14 protein-coding genes are annotated in these 17,517 nt (G+C 73.9%); 9 read left to right on the top strand and 5 right to left on the bottom strand.

Features of this window, described 5'->3' with window-relative positions; translation table 11 throughout:
• Positions 1–4: 4 nt before the first annotated feature.
• From OG899_RS12435 to OG899_RS12400, 8 genes are all read left to right on the top strand, one after another.
• Positions 5–862, top strand: a complete 858-nt coding sequence (locus tag OG899_RS12435) for a tryptophan 2,3-dioxygenase family protein (protein ID WP_125498963.1) — start codon at positions 5–7, stop codon at positions 860–862.
• The gene (gene kynU, locus OG899_RS12430; protein ID WP_125498964.1) at positions 855–2,096 is read left to right on the top strand and encodes a kynureninase; all 1,242 of its coding nucleotides are present in this window, start codon (positions 855–857) and stop codon (positions 2,094–2,096) included. The genes OG899_RS12435 and kynU overlap by 8 nt, the downstream gene beginning before the upstream one ends.
• Before the next feature lie 180 nt (positions 2,097–2,276).
• Positions 2,277–3,224 (top strand): S9 family peptidase, encoded by a 948-nt coding sequence (locus tag OG899_RS12425; protein ID WP_125498965.1) that lies wholly within the window; start codon positions 2,277–2,279, stop codon positions 3,222–3,224.
• Between the two features lie 197 nt (positions 3,225–3,421).
• Entirely contained in the window at positions 3,422–4,471 is a 1,050-nt protein-coding gene (locus OG899_RS12420) for an alpha/beta hydrolase (RefSeq protein ID WP_189427835.1), read from the top strand.
• Complete coding sequence (locus OG899_RS12415) at positions 4,468–5,745, top strand: acyltransferase (RefSeq protein WP_125498967.1); 1,278 nt, start codon at positions 4,468–4,470, stop codon at positions 5,743–5,745. Before OG899_RS12420 ends, OG899_RS12415 begins: the two co-directional genes overlap by 4 nt.
• The gene (locus OG899_RS12410) at positions 5,745–7,271 is read left to right on the top strand and encodes a sensor histidine kinase (RefSeq protein WP_168131925.1); all 1,527 of its coding nucleotides are present in this window, start codon (positions 5,745–5,747) and stop codon (positions 7,269–7,271) included. The genes OG899_RS12415 and OG899_RS12410 overlap by 1 nt, the downstream gene beginning before the upstream one ends.
• Entirely contained in the window at positions 7,268–7,942 is a 675-nt protein-coding gene (locus OG899_RS12405; protein ID WP_125498969.1) for a response regulator transcription factor, read from the top strand. The genes OG899_RS12410 and OG899_RS12405 overlap by 4 nt, the downstream gene beginning before the upstream one ends.
• A gap of 77 nt (positions 7,943–8,019) precedes the next feature.
• A complete protein-coding gene (locus OG899_RS12400) occupies positions 8,020–9,240 on the top strand; it encodes a cytochrome P450 (protein ID WP_125498970.1) in 1,221 nt (406 codons plus the stop codon).
• 103 nt (positions 9,241–9,343) lie between these two features.
• On the opposite strand, the gene OG899_RS12395 is transcribed toward OG899_RS12400, so the two are convergent.
• On the bottom strand, positions 9,344–10,210 hold the full coding sequence (locus OG899_RS12395; protein ID WP_125498977.1) for a diacylglycerol kinase: 867 nt from the start codon (positions 10,208–10,210) through the stop codon (positions 9,344–9,346).
• A gap of 228 nt (positions 10,211–10,438) precedes the next feature.
• On the opposite strand from OG899_RS12395, the gene OG899_RS12390 reads away from it, so the two are divergent.
• Positions 10,439–11,722 (top strand): adenylosuccinate synthase, encoded by a 1,284-nt coding sequence (locus OG899_RS12390; protein WP_125498971.1) that lies wholly within the window; start codon positions 10,439–10,441, stop codon positions 11,720–11,722.
• A 160-nt stretch (positions 11,723–11,882) separates the two neighbouring features.
• Here the strand turns inward: OG899_RS12390 and OG899_RS12385 are convergent, their stop codons facing one another.
• The 4 genes from OG899_RS12385 to OG899_RS12370 form a co-directional block, all read right to left on the bottom strand.
• Positions 11,883–12,533, bottom strand: a complete 651-nt coding sequence (locus tag OG899_RS12385) for a hypothetical protein (protein WP_125498972.1) — start codon at positions 12,531–12,533, stop codon at positions 11,883–11,885.
• A gap of 102 nt (positions 12,534–12,635) precedes the next feature.
• Positions 12,636–15,101 carry a dolichyl-phosphate beta-glucosyltransferase gene (locus OG899_RS12380; protein WP_125498973.1) on the bottom strand — a complete coding sequence of 822 codons (2,466 nt, stop codon included), beginning with the start codon at positions 15,099–15,101 and terminating at the stop codon, positions 12,636–12,638.
• Positions 15,098–15,847, bottom strand: a complete 750-nt coding sequence (locus OG899_RS12375) for a GntR family transcriptional regulator (protein ID WP_125498974.1) — start codon at positions 15,845–15,847, stop codon at positions 15,098–15,100. Before OG899_RS12375 ends, OG899_RS12380 begins: the two co-directional genes overlap by 4 nt.
• A gap of 193 nt (positions 15,848–16,040) precedes the next feature.
• Positions 16,041–17,423, bottom strand: a complete 1,383-nt coding sequence (locus OG899_RS12370) for an aspartate aminotransferase family protein (protein ID WP_168131924.1) — start codon at positions 17,421–17,423, stop codon at positions 16,041–16,043.
• Between the last annotated feature and the right edge of the window lie 94 nt (positions 17,424–17,517).

Here is a 17,517-nt window from a genome sequence, read left to right as displayed (position 1 = left end):
AGCGATGTCCCACCAGGCTCAGCCGACCCCTCGGCCCGCTGAGGCCGTCGAGCACGTCACCCCGCAACTCGACTTCGACGGCACCACCCCCTACGAGGACTACGTCCACGCCGACGTGCTCACCCATCTGCAGCACCTTCTGTCCGACGATCCCGGGGAGATGGTCTTCCTCGTCACGACCCAGGTGATGGAGCTGTGGTTCACCTGTCTGGTCCACGAGTGGGAGACCGCGTCCCGCGCCCTGCGCGCGGACGACGTGCCGACGGCGATCGCCGCGCTGAAACGTTCCGTACGGGAACTGGAGGCGCTCAACGCCTCCTGGCGACCGCTCGCCCAGCTGACCCCCGCTCAGTTCAACAGCTATCGCGGCGCCCTCGGCGAGGGGTCCGGTTTCCAGTCCGCGATGTACCGGCGGGTGGAGTTCCTGCTCGGCGAGAAGTCCGCGTCGATGCTCGTCCCGCACCGCGGGTCGCCGCGCGCCCACCGCGAACTGGAGAAGGCGCTGCACGAACCGAGCCTGTACGACGAGGTGCTGCGGCTGCTGGCCCGCCGCGGATACGCCATCCCGGACGAGGTCCTCGGCCGTGACGTCGCGCAGCGCCACGAGCCCTCGCCCGCCGTGGAGGCGGCCTGGGCGGACATCTACGCGGGCGACGGCCCCGAGGACCTGGTCCGGCTGGGCGAGGTGCTGACGGACGTGGCCGAACTGGTGTGGCGCTGGCGCAACGACCATCTGGTCGCCACCCGGCGTGCCATGGGCGCCAAACCCGGCACGGGCGGCTCCGCCGGAGTCGCCTGGCTGGAGAAACGGGCGCAGACATACGTGTTCCCCGAACTGTGGACGGCGCGGTCGTATGTGTGAACTGTCTGAGTCTGCATCCGCCGGTGCCCCGGAACTGCTGCGCCGGGCCGAGAAACTGGACGCCGCCGACGAGCTGCGCGCCCTGCGCGACCGGTTCGTCCTCGACGACGTGGTCTATCTGGACGGCAACTCGCTGGGCGCCCTGCCCAGGCATGTGCCGGACCGGCTCGCGGACGTGGTGCGCCGCGAGTGGGGCGAGCTGCGGATCCGGTCCTGGCAGGAGAGCGGCTGGTGGACCGCGCCCGAACGGATCGGCGACCGGATCGCCCCGCTTCTCGGGGCGGCACCCGGCCAGATCGTGGTGGGCGACTCCACCAGCGTGAACGTCTTCAAGGCGCTGGTGGCGGCGGTCCGCCTGGCCCGGCAGGAGCAGCAGGGCTCCGGGCCGCGGGACGAGATCCTCGTCGACGCCACGACGTTCCCCACGGACGGGTACATCGCCGGCTCGGCGGCCCGGATGACCGGGTGCACGCTGCGCCCGGTGGTGCCCGAGGAGGTGCCCGGCGCGCTGTCCGGACGCACCGCGGCCGTGCTGCTCAACCACGTCGACTACCGCACCGGCCGGCTGCACGACCTGCCGTCGCTGACGGCCGCGGTGCACGAGGCGGGCGCGTACGCGGTGTGGGACCTGTGCCACAGCGCGGGCGCCCTGCCGGTGGGGCTGGACGAGCACGGGGTCGCCCTGGCGGTCGGCTGCACCTACAAGTTCCTCAACGGCGGCCCGGGCGCCCCCGCGTTCCTGTACGTGCGCCGTGCGCTGCAGGACCGCTTCGACTCTCCGCTGCCCGGCTGGACCTCGCACGCCGAACCCTTCGGCATGCACGCCACCTATGTGCCGGCCGAGGGCGCCGTGCGCGGCCGGGTCGGCACCCCCGACATCCTGTCGATGCTCGCGCTGGAGGCGGCGCTCGACGTGTGGGACGGGGTGTCGGTCGAGGCGGTGCGGGCCAAGTCGCTGGCGCTGACGGACTTCTTCCTCGACTGCGTGGCCGCGTACGTGCCCACCGGGCGGGTGGAGTGCGTGACGCCGCGGGCGCACGAGGAACGGGGCAGCCAGGTGGCGCTGCGCTGCCCGGACGCCGGGCCGGTGATGGAACGGCTCATCGCCGCCGGTGTGGTCGGCGACTTCCGGCACCCGGACGTGCTGCGGTTCGGGTTCACACCGCTGTACCTGCGGTTCGCCGACGTGGAGCGGGCGGCGCGGGTGCTGGGCCGGGTGCTCGCCGGGACGTGACGTGCCGCCGGACGGGGGCGCGGTCACGCCCGGCACCGCGCCCCTGCCGGTGCGCCGCACAGCGCGTCATATCCGCGTGTCGGCGCCATGTCACCGGCCTGGTACCGTCCCGCCAACGGTGCACACGCCGCCCCCCACCCCTGATCCGCCCTATCCGTTCAGTCGCTGAGAGGTTGGAGCATGTCGGACGCCGCCGCACGCCGCGAGGGAGCCGAACCGGGGAGCGCCGTCGGCCGTGAGGCGGACGCGCGGACCGCCGCCCGTTCCGCCGCGGAGAAGCAGTCGCTGCTGTCCCGGCCGCCGGCCGAGCCCGACAGCACCGCTGCCTACGGCGACCACCCCGACCAGCTGATCGACTTCTACGCCCCGCGCACCTCCCGTTCCCCGGTCCCCGGTGCGCCGGCCCCGCTCGTCGTGGTCGTGCACGGCGGTGCGTGGCGGGCACCGTACGACCGGCGGCACATCTCGCCGTTCGCGGCCTTCCTAGCCCACCAGGGGTTCGCCGTGGCCAGCGTCGAGTACCGGCGCGGGCCCGCGGGCGGTGACGCGGAGGGCCGAGAGCCGGTGGCGGGCCGCTGGCCGGACACCTTCGACGACGTGGCCGCCGCGCTCGACGCCCTGCCCGGACTGGTGGAACGTCAGCTTCCGCAGGCCGATGCGCGGCGCATGGTGCTCACCGGGCACTCCGCGGGCGGCCATCTGGTGCTGTGGGCCGCGGCCCGGCACATGCTGCCCGCCGACGCGCCCTGGCGCACCGACCGGCCCGCACCGCTGCGCGGTGTGGTCGCCCTCGCCCCGATCGCCGACTTCGAGGTCGCCGACAAGCTCGGCGTGTGCGGCGACGCCGCGCGGCAACTGCTGGGCGGGGACGATCAGTTCTCGGTGCGCCGCCCGTACGCCGACCCGGCGATGCTGCTGCCCACCGGTATCGCGACCACGATCGTGCAGGGCCGCGGGGACGTGGACGTGCCGCAGGCGGTGGCGGAGGCCTACACGACGGCCGCGGCCAAGGCCGGCGAACTGGTGGGCCTGACCCTCCTGGAGGACGTCGGGCACTTCCCGCTGATCGACCCCGGCACGGGCGCCTGCGCGGTGGTCGCCGAGGAGATCGCCCAACTGGCCTGGTGAACGGGCCTGTGCACGGTGAGCGGCCACCGCGGCCGTCGTCGTCCCCGTGGGGAGCCGGCCCCTGGCGTACCCGTACCCGTAGTACTTGAGAGCTACGACCGAGGACGGCTCCGCAGCGGGACGCGGACGACACCGGCCGCTCCGTACGGTCCCCTCCGGATGCGCTCGACGGGCGAGCGCGACGGAGGGGACGACCCATGGACGAGGAACGGACGGGCCGGGCCGTCGCGGACGCGAAGACGCGTACCGGTGGCGCGACCGGTGACGCAGGGACGAGGCGTGCCGGGCGGCGCGGGGCGCGGTGGTGGCGGGCCCTGCTGGCCGCCCTCGTCGCCACGGCCGTGGTGGTCCCGCTGTCGGCCGCGGCCCGGCCCGAGGTTCCCGCCCCGGCCCCGGCGGCCGTCGCCGCACCGAGCCGGACGACGCTCGACGCGGCGTACGCGGCGCACCGGGCGGACGCGGCGCGGGCCGCACGGTGGGCCGCCGCGCACGGCGACGCGCGGCGGGCCGAGGCGGAGCGGCGGCTGGCGGCGCCCGGACGGCGGCTGCTCGCCTTCGACGGACGAGGCCCCGGCCTGGTCACCGAGGTGTTCGGCGACCTGACGCGTGCGGACCGGGTGGCCGTGCTGGTGCCCGGCTCGGACACCTCCCTCGACACCTACGACCGCTTCCACGCGGACGCCCAGGCACTGTCCGCTCAGCTCGCCCGACGCGCTCCGGGCCGCACCGCGGTCGTGGCCTGGCTCGGCTACCGCACCCCCGGCACCGTCAGCACCACCGTGCTGACCACGAGCCGCGCCGACCAGGCGGCCCCCCGCCTGCGGCGGACGGTGCACGAGCTGCGGGACCTGCTCGGCCGCACCGCACGGATCACCCTGGTGTGCCACTCCTACGGTTCGGTGGTGTGCGGCCGGTCCGCCGACCGGCTGCCCGTGGACGACATCGTGCTCCTCGGCAGCCCCGGCACCGGCGCCGGCAGCGTGGCCGGGCTGCACACCCCGGCCCGCGTCTGGGCCGGCCGCACCGCGGACGACTGGGTGGCCCATGTGCCGCACGTGCGGGCCGCGCTGTTCGGGACCACGGTCGGGTTCGGCACCGACCCGATGGCCCCGGCGTTCGGTGCGCGCACCTTCCCGGCCGGAGCCGGCGGCCACAGCTCCTACTTCGCCCCCGGCTCCGCCTGCCTGACCCACCTGGCCCGCATCGTCCTGGGCACCGAGTTCACGGTGGACGGAGGAGCGCGATGACCGGGCGGATCCGCGACACAGCCCGCGCGGCGGCGCCCGCCGCGCCCCGGCCCGCCGTCGGCCGCCGGCCCGGCAGGCCGTCGCCGCCGAGCCTGCCGGCCCGGGTGTCCGCCGCGGCCCGGCGGATCGACGAGGCCACCCCGCCGGAGCGGGACCGTGCGGTCGACGCGCTGCGGGCGTGGGCGATCCTCGGTGTGGTGCTGGGCCACTGGCTGGTCACGGCGCTGGTCGTGCCGGCCGGTGCGCGTCCCGAGCTGCACACCGCGAGCCCCCTGCAGTACCTGCCCGGCCTGACGCCGTTCTCCTGGGCGTTCCAGACCCTCGCGGTGTTCTTCCTGGTCAGCGGTTATGTCACCACCCGCGGCCGGCTGTCGGCGCAGGCCCGCGGAGTCGGCCACGGGCCGTGGCTGCGCCGGCGGCTCGCCCGGCTGTTCCGGCCGGTCGCCGCCGTCCTCGCCCTGTGGACGGTCGTGGCGGTCGCGCTGCTGCTGGGCGGCGCGGAACCGGGCACGGTGCGCACCCTGGTCAAGCTGGCCCTGTCCCCGCTGTGGTTCCTGCTGGTCCTCGCCGCGCTGACGGCCGCGACACCGCTGCTGACCCGGCTGCACCCGGTGTGGCCGCTGGCCGTCGTGCTCCATGTCGACCTGCTGCGGTTCGGTTTCGGCGCCCCCGGCCTGCTCGGCTGGATCAACCTGCCCGCCGGCTGGCTGGTGCCGTTCACCCTCGGCGCCGCCTGGGCCCGCGGGGAGCTGTGCGGCCGCCGCACGGGCTGGGCGCTGCTGGCCGGCGGTGCGGTGGCCACCGCGGGGCTCGTCGTCCTGGCGGGCTATCCGGCGTCGATGGTCGGCGTCCCGGGCGCGGCGGTCTCCAACCTCAACCCGCCGACGCTGGCCGCCGTCACCTTCGGCCTCGCCCAGTGCGGCCTGGCCCTGCTGCTGCGCGAGCCGCTGCGCCGCGCGATGCGCCGTCCGCTCGTCTGGGCGGCCGTGGCCCTGGCCAACCTGTCCGCGATGACGGTCTTCCTGTGGCACCAGACGGCGCTGATGGCGACCACCGCCACCGGTCTGCTCGCCGGGCGCCTGCCCGGCCTGCACACCCTGCCCGACCATCCGGGCTGGGTGGTGGCCCGCCTGGCCTGGCTGCCGGTGTTCGCCCTCGCCCTGATGGTGTGCTGGGCGGCCTTCCACGGCTGGGAGCGCACCACCGGCCGGCGCGGGGCACGGGCGGTGCACCCGGGCGCGGACGACGCCCCGCACCCTAGGGTGGTCGGGTGATGTCGAGGGGGAAAGCCGTCCTGCTGTCCGGGGTGAACGCCGTGCTGCGCGGGTTGCGGACGCTGCGGGACGATCTGTGCACCATGCGGCCCTATCCCCTGCCCGTCACCGGCCGGCTGCGCCGGCTGCCCCAAGTGGTGGTGTGCCTGGCCGCGTTCGGTGTCTTCATCGGCGGTGTGTCGTACCAGATGAACTCCGGGCAGGTGGTCGCCCAGTACGCCTTCCCGCTCGCGCTGGGCCAGGCGGGGGCGGTGGTGCTGGCCCTGCGGCGGCCGGTCGCGGCGTGGTGGCTGTCCCTGGCCTCGGCGATCCTGCTGGCGGTCACCGTGCAGCCCTCCCTGGAGAGCGGGCGGGTGGACGGGTTCCAGTGGCCGTGGACCGCGGCCGGACTCATCGGTCACCTGTTCGTCCTGCTGCTGCTCGCCCTGCGGGTGCGCACCCGGGTCGCGTTGGAGGTGCTGGCGCTGACCGTGCTGGTCACCTACGTCCTGCAGGTGCCGGTGGGCGCGGGTGACCAGCAGTCCACCGCCGTGGTCACCACCGCCCTGTCCGCGGTCGTGGTGGTGCTGGGCATCGCCCTGCGCGGGCGCCGCGAGGCCCGGGCGGAACTGGTGCAGCAGACATCGCTCACCGCCGAGGAGCGGGCCCGCCGCACCCTGCTGGAGGAACGCAGCCGCATCGCCCGCGAACTGCACGACGTGGTCGCCCACCACATGTCGGTCATCTCCATCCAGGCGCAGGTCGCCGAGCATCTGACGGAGAATCCGTCGGAGAAGCTCAAGGAGAACCTGGCCGGCATCCGGCACAACGCCCTGGAGGCGCTCACCGAACTGCGCCGGGTGCTCGCCGTGCTGCGCTCCGCCGACCCCGACGACCCCTACGGCCTCGGCGAGCCCGGCACCGCCGCCGCACCGCAGGCCCCGCAGCCCACCCTCGACCGGCTCGGCGCCCTGGTGGAGAACACCCGTGCCGCCGGACTCGCCGTCGCTCTCGAGGTGACGGACGAGCGCAGTACCGCCCGGAGCTATCCGCCGGGCGTGGAGCTGTCGGCGTACCGCATCGTGCAGGAGGCGCTGAGCAACGCCCTGCGGCACGCCCCCGGCTCCACGGTCCGGGTCGAGGTCGTCCACGTCGCCGAGGGCCTGCGCCTGCACATCGTCAACTCCGCGCCGAAGCGGGCCGTCCCGGCGTCGCCGGGCGCCGGCCACGGCCTGCTGGGCATGCGGGAGCGGGCGGCCATGCTCGGCGGGCAGGTCACCGCCGCCCGCACGCCGCACGGCGGGTTCGCCGTCTCCGCGTTCCTGCCCCACGACGGCGGCACCTCGCTCGACGGCCCGCTGCTGCCCGCCCCGCGCATCGAGCACGACGACCCGGACGGCCTGCCCGTGGTCCGCCTGCACCCGCCGGCCGCGCCCACGGCAGGTGCGGACGCGCCGGTGATGACCGGTTCACCGCACCCGACAGAAGAAGACCCGACACAACCAGCCCCGACAGAAGAAGACCCGGCAGGGGAAGGAAGGCCATGACGAGCGGCAGCATCCGCGTACTGATCGCCGACGACCAGCAGATGGTCCGGGAGGGGTTCGGCGTGCTGCTCGACGCCCGGCCGGACATCGAGGTGGTCGGGCAGGCGGTGGACGGCCTGGACGCGGTCGCCAAGGTCGCCGAACTCACCCCGGACGTGGTCCTGATGGACATCCGCATGCCCCAGCTCAGCGGCATCGAGGCCACCCGCCGGATCACCGCCGGGACACCCGGTACCAAGGTGCTGGTGCTGACCACGTTCGACCTCGACGAGTACGTGTACGAGGCGCTGCGGGCCGGGGCGTCCGGGTTCCTGCTCAAGGACGCCTCCGCCGACCGGCTGGCCGAGGCGGTGCGGGTCGTCGCGGCCGGCGACGCGCTGCTGGCGCCGGGCGTCACCCGCCGGCTGATCGCCGAGTTCTCCCGGATGGACAACCGGCCCCGCTCCCCGCTCAAGAAACGGGTCGGCGAACTCACCGAGCGGGAGACGGAGGTGCTCGCCCTCATCGCCCAGGGACTGTCCAACGCGGAGATCGCCGAGCGGCTGGTCGTCGCCGAGCAGACGGTGAAGTCCCATGTGAGCCGCATCCTGACCAAGCTGTCGCTGCGCGACCGCACCCAGGCCGCGGTGTTCGCCTACGAGTGCGGCCTCGTCCGGCCCTCGGGGTACTGAGGTCCCGGCGGCGCGAGCCGTGGCACCGGCCGCACACCCCCTGGTCCGCGACCGGCCGGCGGGCTAGCGTCCCGGGCATGGCTGCTGTCCGCGACCTCCCGTTCGACCCCTGGGACCCGGCGTTCCTCGCCGACCCCTACCCCGCCTACGCCGAGCTGCGCGCTCGCGGACGGGTGCTGTACTACGAGCCGAGCAACCAGTGGCTGGTGCCGCACCACGCGGACGTGGCGGCGCTGCTGCGCGACCGGCGCCTGGGCCGCACCTACACCCACCGGTTCACCCACGAGGAGTTCGGCCGTACCCCGCCCCCGCCGGAGCACGAGCCGTTCCACACCCTCAACGACCACGGGATGCTGGATCTGGAGCCGCCGGACCACACCCGGATCCGGCGGCTGGTGTCCAAGGCGTTCACCCCGCGCACCGTGGAGCGGCTGCGGCCGTATGTGCACCGCCTGGCCGGCGAGCTGGTCGACGGCCTGGTGCGCGACGGGGGCGGCGACCTGCTGACGGACGTCGCCGAACCGCTGCCGGTCGCGGTGATCGCCGAGATGCTGGGCATTCCCGAGGCGGACCGTGCACAGCTGCGGCCCTGGTCGGCGGCGATCTGCGGGATGTACGAGCTGAACCCCACGCCGCGGGCGGCCGAGGCGGCGGTGCGGGCGTCGGTGGAGTTCTCCGGGTATCTGCGCGCGCTGATCGCCGAGCGCCGCAGGGCCCCGGGCGACGACCTGATCTCCGGGCTGATCGCGGCCCACGACGAGGGCGACCGGCTCACCGAGCAGGAGATGATCTCCACGGCGGTGCTGCTGCTCGACGCGGGCCACGAGGCCACGGTCAACGCGACGGTCAACGGCTGGTGGGCGCTGTTCCGCAACCCTGCCCAGCTGGCCGCGCTCCGGGCCGACCACGGCCTGGTCCCCTCGGCCGTGGAGGAGCTGCTGCGCTACGACACCCCGCTGCAGCTGTTCGAGCGCTGGGTCCTGGACGAGATCGAGATCGACGGCACGACGATCCCGCGGGGCGCGGAGCTGGCCCTGCTGTTCGGGTCCGCCAACCACGACCCGGCGGTGTTCGCCGAGCCCGAGCGCCTGGACCTCGCCCGCCGCGACAACCCGCACATCTCCTTCAGCGCCGGCATCCACTACTGCATCGGCGCCCCGCTGGCCCGCATGGAACTGGCGGCCTCGCTGACCGCCCTGCTGCGCAAGGCCCCGACGCTGCGCCTGGCGGCGGAGCCGGAGCGCACGCCGAACTTCGTGATCAGGGGGCTGAAGGGGCTGAGCGTGGAGGTGGGGTGACCGCCGGGCAGCCGGCCCGCACCCTCGGTGCACGGCGCCCGGCCCGCACCCTCGGTGCACGGCGCTGATCCCGAAGGCCCGGTGCTGCCCCGGTGCACGGCGCTCACCCCGGCGTGGACTGCGGCACGACCAGCGCCCAGGCGTCCCGGTGCACCGTCCACGTCCGGGTCCGCACCGGTCCGGAGATCTCCGTGTCCGCCCGGTAGCGGAAGTGCGCGCCGGAGACGGTGACCGTGCGGCCCTCGGCCGGCAGCGGTGCGGCCTGGGCGCCGGGGCCGGGCAGCGGCCGCACCCGGATCTGCGCGCGCCCCTCGGCGCCCGGCGTGACGGTGACCGCCTCCACCGGCCGGTCCAGGTCGACCACCGTGACCCCGTCGACCTCCACCCGCAGCCGCACCGGCCGCCGTCCGGCGGCGCCCGCCGCCCGGGGCGGGCGCGCGACCAGGGTCCGCACCAGCGACTGGCAGGTCCGCAGCCAGTCCCGGCCCGCACCCGCACCGGCCGGGGCGTCGTCCGCCGGCGTGTCCGCCGGCCCGCCCCGCGCCCGGGCCGCCCCCGGACGGTCGCCGGGCGGCGGGATGTGCAGCGCGCCCAGCACCACCCCGTCGCTGTCGTCGACGAGCAGATCGCGCCGGCGCACCACCCCGTCGAGCACCGTGCGTGCCGCGGCCACCGGACCGGGCGGCACCCCCAGCGAGTGGGCCAGGGACATGACATTCCCGACCGGCACCACGGACAGCACGCAGTCCGCCAGCTCCCGCCGCCGGTGCAGCAGCGACACCGCCCGCAGCAGCGCCCGGTCGTCGCCGACCACGACCGGCCGGCGCGCTCCGCGCCGGGCCAGGGCGCGGTCGAACTCCTCCGCGTCCTCGGGCAGACACACCTTGGTGACGGCACCGGCGCTGAGCACGTCCTTGGCGATCCGCACGGATTCCCCGTCCGTGCGCCGGGCGACCGGGTCGATGACCATCAGCAGCTGATCGGGCGTCGTGAAGGTCGCCACCTCGGTCCTGCCTCGCTTCCTCGGGTAGCATTTTTGTGCAAGAGCCCCTTGCGCGATTGCGCCAGGGGCTTCGTCTATTCCGGGGCATCCGGTCCGACGGTTGCGCGGCCGACGTGGGTCGCGCGGTGCACGCGGCGGTGAACCCGCGTACGCCCCTGACCTTGGACATGCCCCGCCCGGAAGGGGTGTACGCGCGTGCCCGCACTTGTGCTGCTCGGTGCTCAGTGGGGTGACGAAGGCAAGGGAAAGGCCACCGACCTGCTCGGTGGTTCGGTGGATTATGTGGTGCGCTACCAGGGCGGCAACAACGCCGGCCACACGGTGGTCGTGGGTGACCAGAAATACGCCCTGCACCTGCTGCCCTCCGGCATCCTGTCGCCCGGCTGTACGCCCGTCATCGGCAATGGCGTCGTCGTCGACCCGTCGGTCCTGCTTTCCGAGCTGAGCGGTCTGAACGAGCGCGGCGTCGACACGTCCAAGCTGCTGATCAGTGGAAATGCTCACATCATCACGCCGTACAACGTCACCCTGGACAAGGTGACGGAACGCTTCCTCGGCAAGCGGAAGATCGGCACCACGGGCCGCGGCATCGGCCCGACCTACGCGGACAAGATCAACCGTGTCGGCATCCGGGTGCAGGACCTGTACGACGAGTCGATCCTGACCCAGAAGGTCGAGGCGGCGCTCGACGTCAAGAACCAGATCCTCACCAAGCTGTACAACCGGCGCGCCATCGCCGCCGGCCAGGTGGTCGAGGAGCTGCTCGGCCACGCCGAGAAGATCAAGCCGTACGTCGCCGACACCGCGCTGATCCTCAACCAGGCCCTGGACGAGAACAAGGTGGTCCTCTTCGAGGGCGGCCAGGGCACGCTGCTGGACATCGACCACGGCACGTACCCGTTCGTGACCTCGTCCAACCCGACCGCGGGCGGTGCCTGCACCGGCACCGGCGTCGGCCCGACGAAGATCAGCCGGGTGATCGGCATCCTCAAGGCCTACACCACCCGGGTCGGCGCCGGTCCCTTCCCGACCGAGCTGTTCGACGAGGACGGCGAGGCGCTGCGCCGGATCGGCGGCGAGCGAGGCGTGACCACCGGCCGGGACCGCCGCTGCGGCTGGTTCGACGCGGTGATCGCCCGCTACGCCACCCGGGTCAACGGCCTGACCGACTTCTTCCTCACCAAGCTGGACGTCCTCACCGGCTGGGAGCGCATCCCGGTGTGCGTGGCCTACGAGATCGACGGCAAGCGGGTCGAGGAGCTGCCCTACTCGCAGACCGACTTCCACCACGCCAAGCCGATCTACGAGTACCTGCCGGGCTGGCAGGAGGACATCACCAAGGCGAAGACCTTCTCCGACCTGCCGAAGAACGCCCAGGGCTACGTCAAGGCACTGGAGGAGATGTCCGGCGCCCCGATCTCCGCGATCGGTGTCGGCCCGGGCCGCGACGAGACGATCCAGATCAACTCGTTCCTCTGACAAGAGCGCTCCCGCAGGCCCGGGCGTCCGGGTGTCCGAGGGCCCGGACGCAGGCGAGCGGGAGATCGGGGCACACGGCCGGTGCGGTGAACCGCGCCGGCCGTGTGCTGTTGTGGGCGACGGGCAAGGTGGCGGCCGCCGTGCCGCCGTGCTCGCTCCGTCAGCTGAACACGATCATCGCGCCCTGGGCCAGGCTCCGGGTCGCCGCCGTGTACAGGCAGGACCACACATGGCGCTCGCGGGCGTAGGGGCTGGGGTCGTAGGGCGCCGGCGCGGCCGGCTGCTCCAGCTCGGTGGGTCCGGGCGGCGGGGCCGGAGGGGCCGGCGGGTTGGCCGGGTCGATGCCGAGGGCCGGGCCCACGTACTCGAGTTCGCGCAGCAGCGCCTGGGAGGATCCCAGCGGTCCGCCGCCGGCGAGCAGGTCGTCGTTGGACAGGGGGTGGGCGAAGTCGAGCGGGACGTAGGCGCCGGTGTGGTCGTAGTGCCAGACCAGGTGCGACTGACGGGCGGTCGGCTCGAACATCTCCAGCAACTGCTCGTAGTCTCCGCCCAGTTCGTCGACCGGGCTCAGCGGCAGGCCGGTGAGGGTCAGCAGGTGGGCGCGGCGCAGGAAGTGCAGGGCGTCGTAGTCGAAACCGGCGACCGGGGCGACGTCCCCGGACAGGCCCGGCATGTACGGGTGGACCGGCACCGGGGGGAGTCCGTTCTCGGCCAGCGCCTTGTTGTACTGGGCGAGTTCTTCGGCGAAGGGGTTGTCGGGGGCGTGGCACAACACGTCGACGAGCGGTACCAACCACAGGTCGCAGGCCAAAGAGGGCTCCTCACTCAGCGCGATGCGATGCTCGGTGATCAGGAAGCGTAGTCGGTGGGGTGAGGTGCGGTTTCCGGGCGGGCCGGGGAGCCGGGGGCCCGGTCATGTCCGCCCGTGCAGGTCCCATACCCACACTCCGCCGGTCCACGTCCCCGGGCGGCCCACGAGTTCGGTGACGGTGCGGCGCAGGGCGTCGTCGTGGGGCTGGGGGGCGAGGACCAGGGCGCCCGCGTGCCAGTACGCGAAGTCCTGCCGTGCCTGGGCGCGGCGGGCGGCGTCGATGTCGGGGACGGCGCCGCTGTAGCGGACGTCGCGCAGCAGGCTGGAGGTGGCGCGGGGCGGGGCCCCGTAGATGCCGGTGCGCTCCGGGCCGAAGGGGCCGTTGAAGTAGCCGCCGGGCAGGGCGAATCCGAGGCCGGCGACGGTCTGCCAGTGCAGGGCCTCGGCCGCGCCGGGGTCGGGCAGCGGCACCGGCACCAGCGTCTCGCCCGGGTGGACGTACGCCTTGTACGTTCCGGCGGTGATGAACCGGGGCACCGGGATGCGGTCCACCGCCTTCAACGGCGCCGGGACCAGCGGCAGCAGAGCCAGCGCGACGCTCGCCACGCCGGCCCAGCGGGGGCCCGGGGCGCCCAGGTGCGCCATGCGGGTCAGGGCGACGGCGAGCAGCATGCCGAGCGCCGGGGCGCAGATCATCGCCACCCGGCCCTCGATCACCGACTCGAACAACGGCAGATCCGCGAACAGCGCCCACGGGCCGGGCCACGTCAGGTCGGTCAGCGGCAGCCGGATCCGCGGGCCCAGCGACAGCAGCGCCGCTCCGGCCGCGGTCACCGTCAGCGCCTTGACCAGGGCGTGCTCCCACAGCCGGACGGCGATGCCGAGGGCGAGCAGCAGCAGGGGCCAGCCGTAGAAGGCGTTCTGCTCGGTGGGGTTCAGGGACAGCGCGTCGGCCCGCTGCGCGTCGCCCGCGAGCAGGGAGCGCTCGGCGAAGGAGATCAGGGCCAGCGGGCTGTTGCCCGCGTCGTCGCCGTGCAGCACGCTGCCGTAGCTCTGCGGGCCGGCGAACTGCCAGTACAGCGGGAAGGCGACGAGCGGCAGGCACACCGCGGCACCGGTGAGCAGACCGCGCAGCAGCGGCCGCCAGGCCGCCCTCGCCACGTCCGGGCGCGCCACCGCGTACGCGGCGGCGAACAGCGCCAGACCGAGCGCGGCCAGCAGCAACGGTTCCTCACCGAGGAAGATCTGGTACGCCGTCAGCAGTCCGAGGATCACCCCGTCGCGCCGGACCCGCTCGCCCGTGCACAGCCTCAGCGCCCGGTCGGCGATCAGCGGGATCACGAACAGGATCACGAAGTTCGGGTGCGCGTTGGCGTGGCTGACCATCGGCGGGGCGAACGCGGCCAGCGCCGCACCGGTGAAGGCGGCACCGCGGTGCGCGGTGACGCGGGTGACGATCAGCCGGTACCAGGCGACGCCGGTCGCGGCCAGACCCAGCGTCATGCAGGCGCTGAGGGACACGGCCGGCCCGAAGGCGAGGGTGACGGGCGTCCAGGGCACCGTCAGGCCCAGCATGACCGTGTTGGCCATGAGGTTGACGCCGTCGGGGAAGTTCTGCAGATCGGTGAAGAGCGGATTGCGCAGGTGGGCCACGCTGTCGGCGGTGACCGCGAAGAACCACTCCCACTGGTTCTGGTCCTGCAGCGAGTCCGGCAGATAGCGGTGGGCGGGGTCGACGAGCCGTCCGGCGTACAGCACCACCGCCATCAGCAGGAACGCCGCGCAGGCCAGCAGGTCGGCCCGCCGCCAGGAACGCACCTTGAGCCGCACCAGCTCGGCCAGGACCCGGGCGTAGTCCAGCGGGCCCACCTTGGAGCCCGCCTGGTGCGACCAGCGCACCGGAACCTCGGCGACGGGCCAGTCGGCGCGGTGGAAGTGCTGCAGCACCTCCACGTCGATCCCCCAGCCGTCGAGCCGGGACGCGGCGAACGCGGCCCGGGCCCGGTCCCCGTCGAAGAGTTTGAAACCGCACTGGGTGTCGCGGATGCCGGGCACCGCGAGCAGCCGTATGAGGACGTTGCCGGCGCGGCCCAGCAGTTCCCGCAGCCGGTGCTGGCGGCTGCCGATCGAGGCGCCCGGCACGCTGCGTGAGCCGATCGCGGCCGCGGTGCCCCCGCCCAGCGCCGCGTCGAGCCGGTCCAGTTCCTCGATGGGCGCGGCCAGGTCGGCGTCGGTGACCAGCACGCGCCGGCCGCGGGTGGCCAGCACGCCCAGGCGCAGCGCGTGGCCCTTGCCCCGGTTGCGGTCGGCGGCGACGAGCCGGACCCGCGGATCGGGGTGGGCGGTGACCAGGTCGCCGGTGCCGTCGGTGGAGCCGTCGTCGGCGACGACGACCTCCCAGCTGCCGAACCGGTCCTCGGCGGCGTCGAGATAGGAGGTGACGGCGTCCAGGGTGGGGCCGAGCCGGCGTTCCTCGTTGTAGGCGGGGATGACGACCGACAGGTCGACGTCGTCCTCGGCGGGCGCGGCCCAGGACGGCCCGGTGCGCGGGCGGGTGGTGTCGCTCATGCGTCGGCCAGCCGGTCTGCCAGGGACAGGGCGTGCGCGTGGTACGCGGCGACGATCGAGCGGGCGGCGACGATGTCCCGTCCGGCCAGCGCGTCGACCAGCGCGGTGTGGCCGGTCCACAGCAGCCCGCGCAGGTCGTCCTGGCGGCGCAGGTACGGCACCGCGCACATCCAGGACTGCACGCGCAGCCGGTGCAGGAAGTCGGCGAGGTAGGGGTTGCCGTACAGGGTGCCGAGCTCCCGCCAGAACCGCAGGTCGTAGCCGATCAGCACGGTCAGGTCACCGGCCTGGGCGGCCCGGCGGGCCTCCTCGCCGCGCCGGCGCACCCCGGCGAGCGCGGCGGCCACCCGGGCCTCGCGCAGGTCGTCCGGGGCCTGCGCGCCCCGCCGACGCTGCTGCGGGGGGTTCGCCTCGGGCAGCGGCACCCGCCCGTCCAGCAGGGCCTGGAACATGCCGTCGCTGACCAGGCGGCGCGCCTCGATCATGTGCAGATAGTCGTCGGCGGAGTACTCGCGCACCCTGAACCCGCGGTGCTGGTCGGCCTCCAGCAGCCCCTGCGCGGACAGGTCCACGAGCGCCTCGCGCACCGGGGTGGCGGAGACCCCGTACTGCTCGGCGATCTCCTTGACCGTGCATTCCTGCCCCGGCTCCAGTCTCCCGGCCAGCACCTCGTCGCGCAGCGCGTCCGCGATCTGCTGCCGCAGGGTGCTGCGGGTCACGGCGCCGGTTCCGCTGATGCCGGCCATGGTCGGGGCGTCTCCCTTGCGCGTGCGGTGGCGTAACTCGCCCGTGAGTCGGCTGGTCCCCGCCCGTGTCCCGACCCGTGGTGGATACGTGGTCATGACACGTCGACGAAGACCGTGAGTTCGTCACCTTACGCGTTCGCGCGCAGGTGGCGGCCTGGTGATCCGGGCCGCTCACCAGCGTGCTACCGGCGGATCACTCGGTGTGTTCGTCGGCCACGGACAGCGCCGCGTCCAGCGCCTGGAAGCCCTCCTTCAGCTCGGCCTCGGTGATGGTGAGCGGCGGCACCACATGGGTGCGGTTCATGTTCACGAAGGGCCACAGGCCGTGCGCCTTGGCGGCGGCGGCGAAGGCCGCCATGGGGGCGTTGGCCTCACCGGTGGCGTTGTACGGCACCAGCGGCTCGCGGGTCTCGCGGTTCTTCACCAGCTCCACCGCCCAGAACATGCCGGTGCCGCGCACGTCGCCGACGCTCGGGTGCCGCTCGGCCAGCGCGCGCAGCCCCGGCTCCACGACCTCGGCGCCCAGCCGCCGGGCGTTGTCGACGATGCCCTCCTCGGCCATCACGTTGATGGTCGCGACGGCCGCCGCGCAGGCCAGCGGATGCCCGGAGTAGGTCAGGCCGCCCGGGTAGGGGCGCTTGCCGAAGGTCTCGGCGATCTTCTCGGAGATCGCGACGCCGCCGAGCGGCACATAGCCGGAGTTCACGCCCTTGGCGAAGGTCATCAGGTCGGGGACGACCCCGAAGTGGTCCGCGGCGAACCACTCGCCGGTCCGCCCGAACCCGGCCATCACCTCGTCCAGGATGAACACGATCCCGTACTTGTCGCACAGCTCGCGCACCCCGGCCAGGTAGCCGGGCGGCGGCACCATGATGCCCGCGGTGCCCGGGATCGACTCGAGGATGATCGCGGCGACGGTGCCGGGACCCTCGAAGGCGATCGTCGTCTCCAGGTGCTCCAGCGCCCGTGCGCACTCCTGCTCCTCGGTCTCGGCGTAGAAGCGCGAGCGGTACAGGAACGGCGCCCAGAAGTGCACCACGCCGGCGGAGGCGGTGTCGGAGGCCCAGCGGCGCGGGTCGCCGGTGATGTTCACCGCCTGCTGCGAGCCGCCGTGGTACGAGCGGTACGCCGAGAGCACCTTCGGCCGGCCGGTGTGCAGCCGTGCCATGCGCACCGCGTGCTCGACGGCGTCCGCGCCGCCGTTCGTGAAGAAGATCTTGTCCAGGTCGCCGGGGGTGCGCTCGGCGATCAGCCGGGCCGCCTCCGAGCGCGCCTCGACCGCGAAGGCCGGCGCGAAGGTCGTCATGGTGGCGGCCTGCTCCTGGATCGCGGCGACGACCCTGGGGTGCTGGTAGCCGATGTTGGTGAAGACGAGTCCGCTGGTGAAGTCCAGGTAGCGGTTGCCGTCGTAGTCCCAGAAGTACGACCCTTCGGCGCCCGCCACGGCGAGCGGGTCGATGAGGTCCTGCGCGGACCAGGAGTGGAAGACGTGCGCACGGTCGGCGGCCTTGACTGCGGCCCCGGCCTCGGGGTTCGGCTGGTGGGTCCGGGAAACCGGAGAGGGCTGTGCGGTCATGCGCCGAGCGTAGAGGTCCGGGGCACGCACCGGGTATGGGCGTCCTGTCTGCGGACGCGGGGAATTGCCGACAGGTTGTCGGGGAACGGGGCGC

Source organism: Streptomyces thermoviolaceus (assembly GCF_045209695.1).
GTDB lineage: Bacteria > Actinomycetota > Actinomycetes > Streptomycetales > Streptomycetaceae > Streptomyces > Streptomyces thermoviolaceus.
Note: the sequence above shows the minus strand (reverse complement) of the source record. Positions and strands in the feature narration are given on the sequence as shown.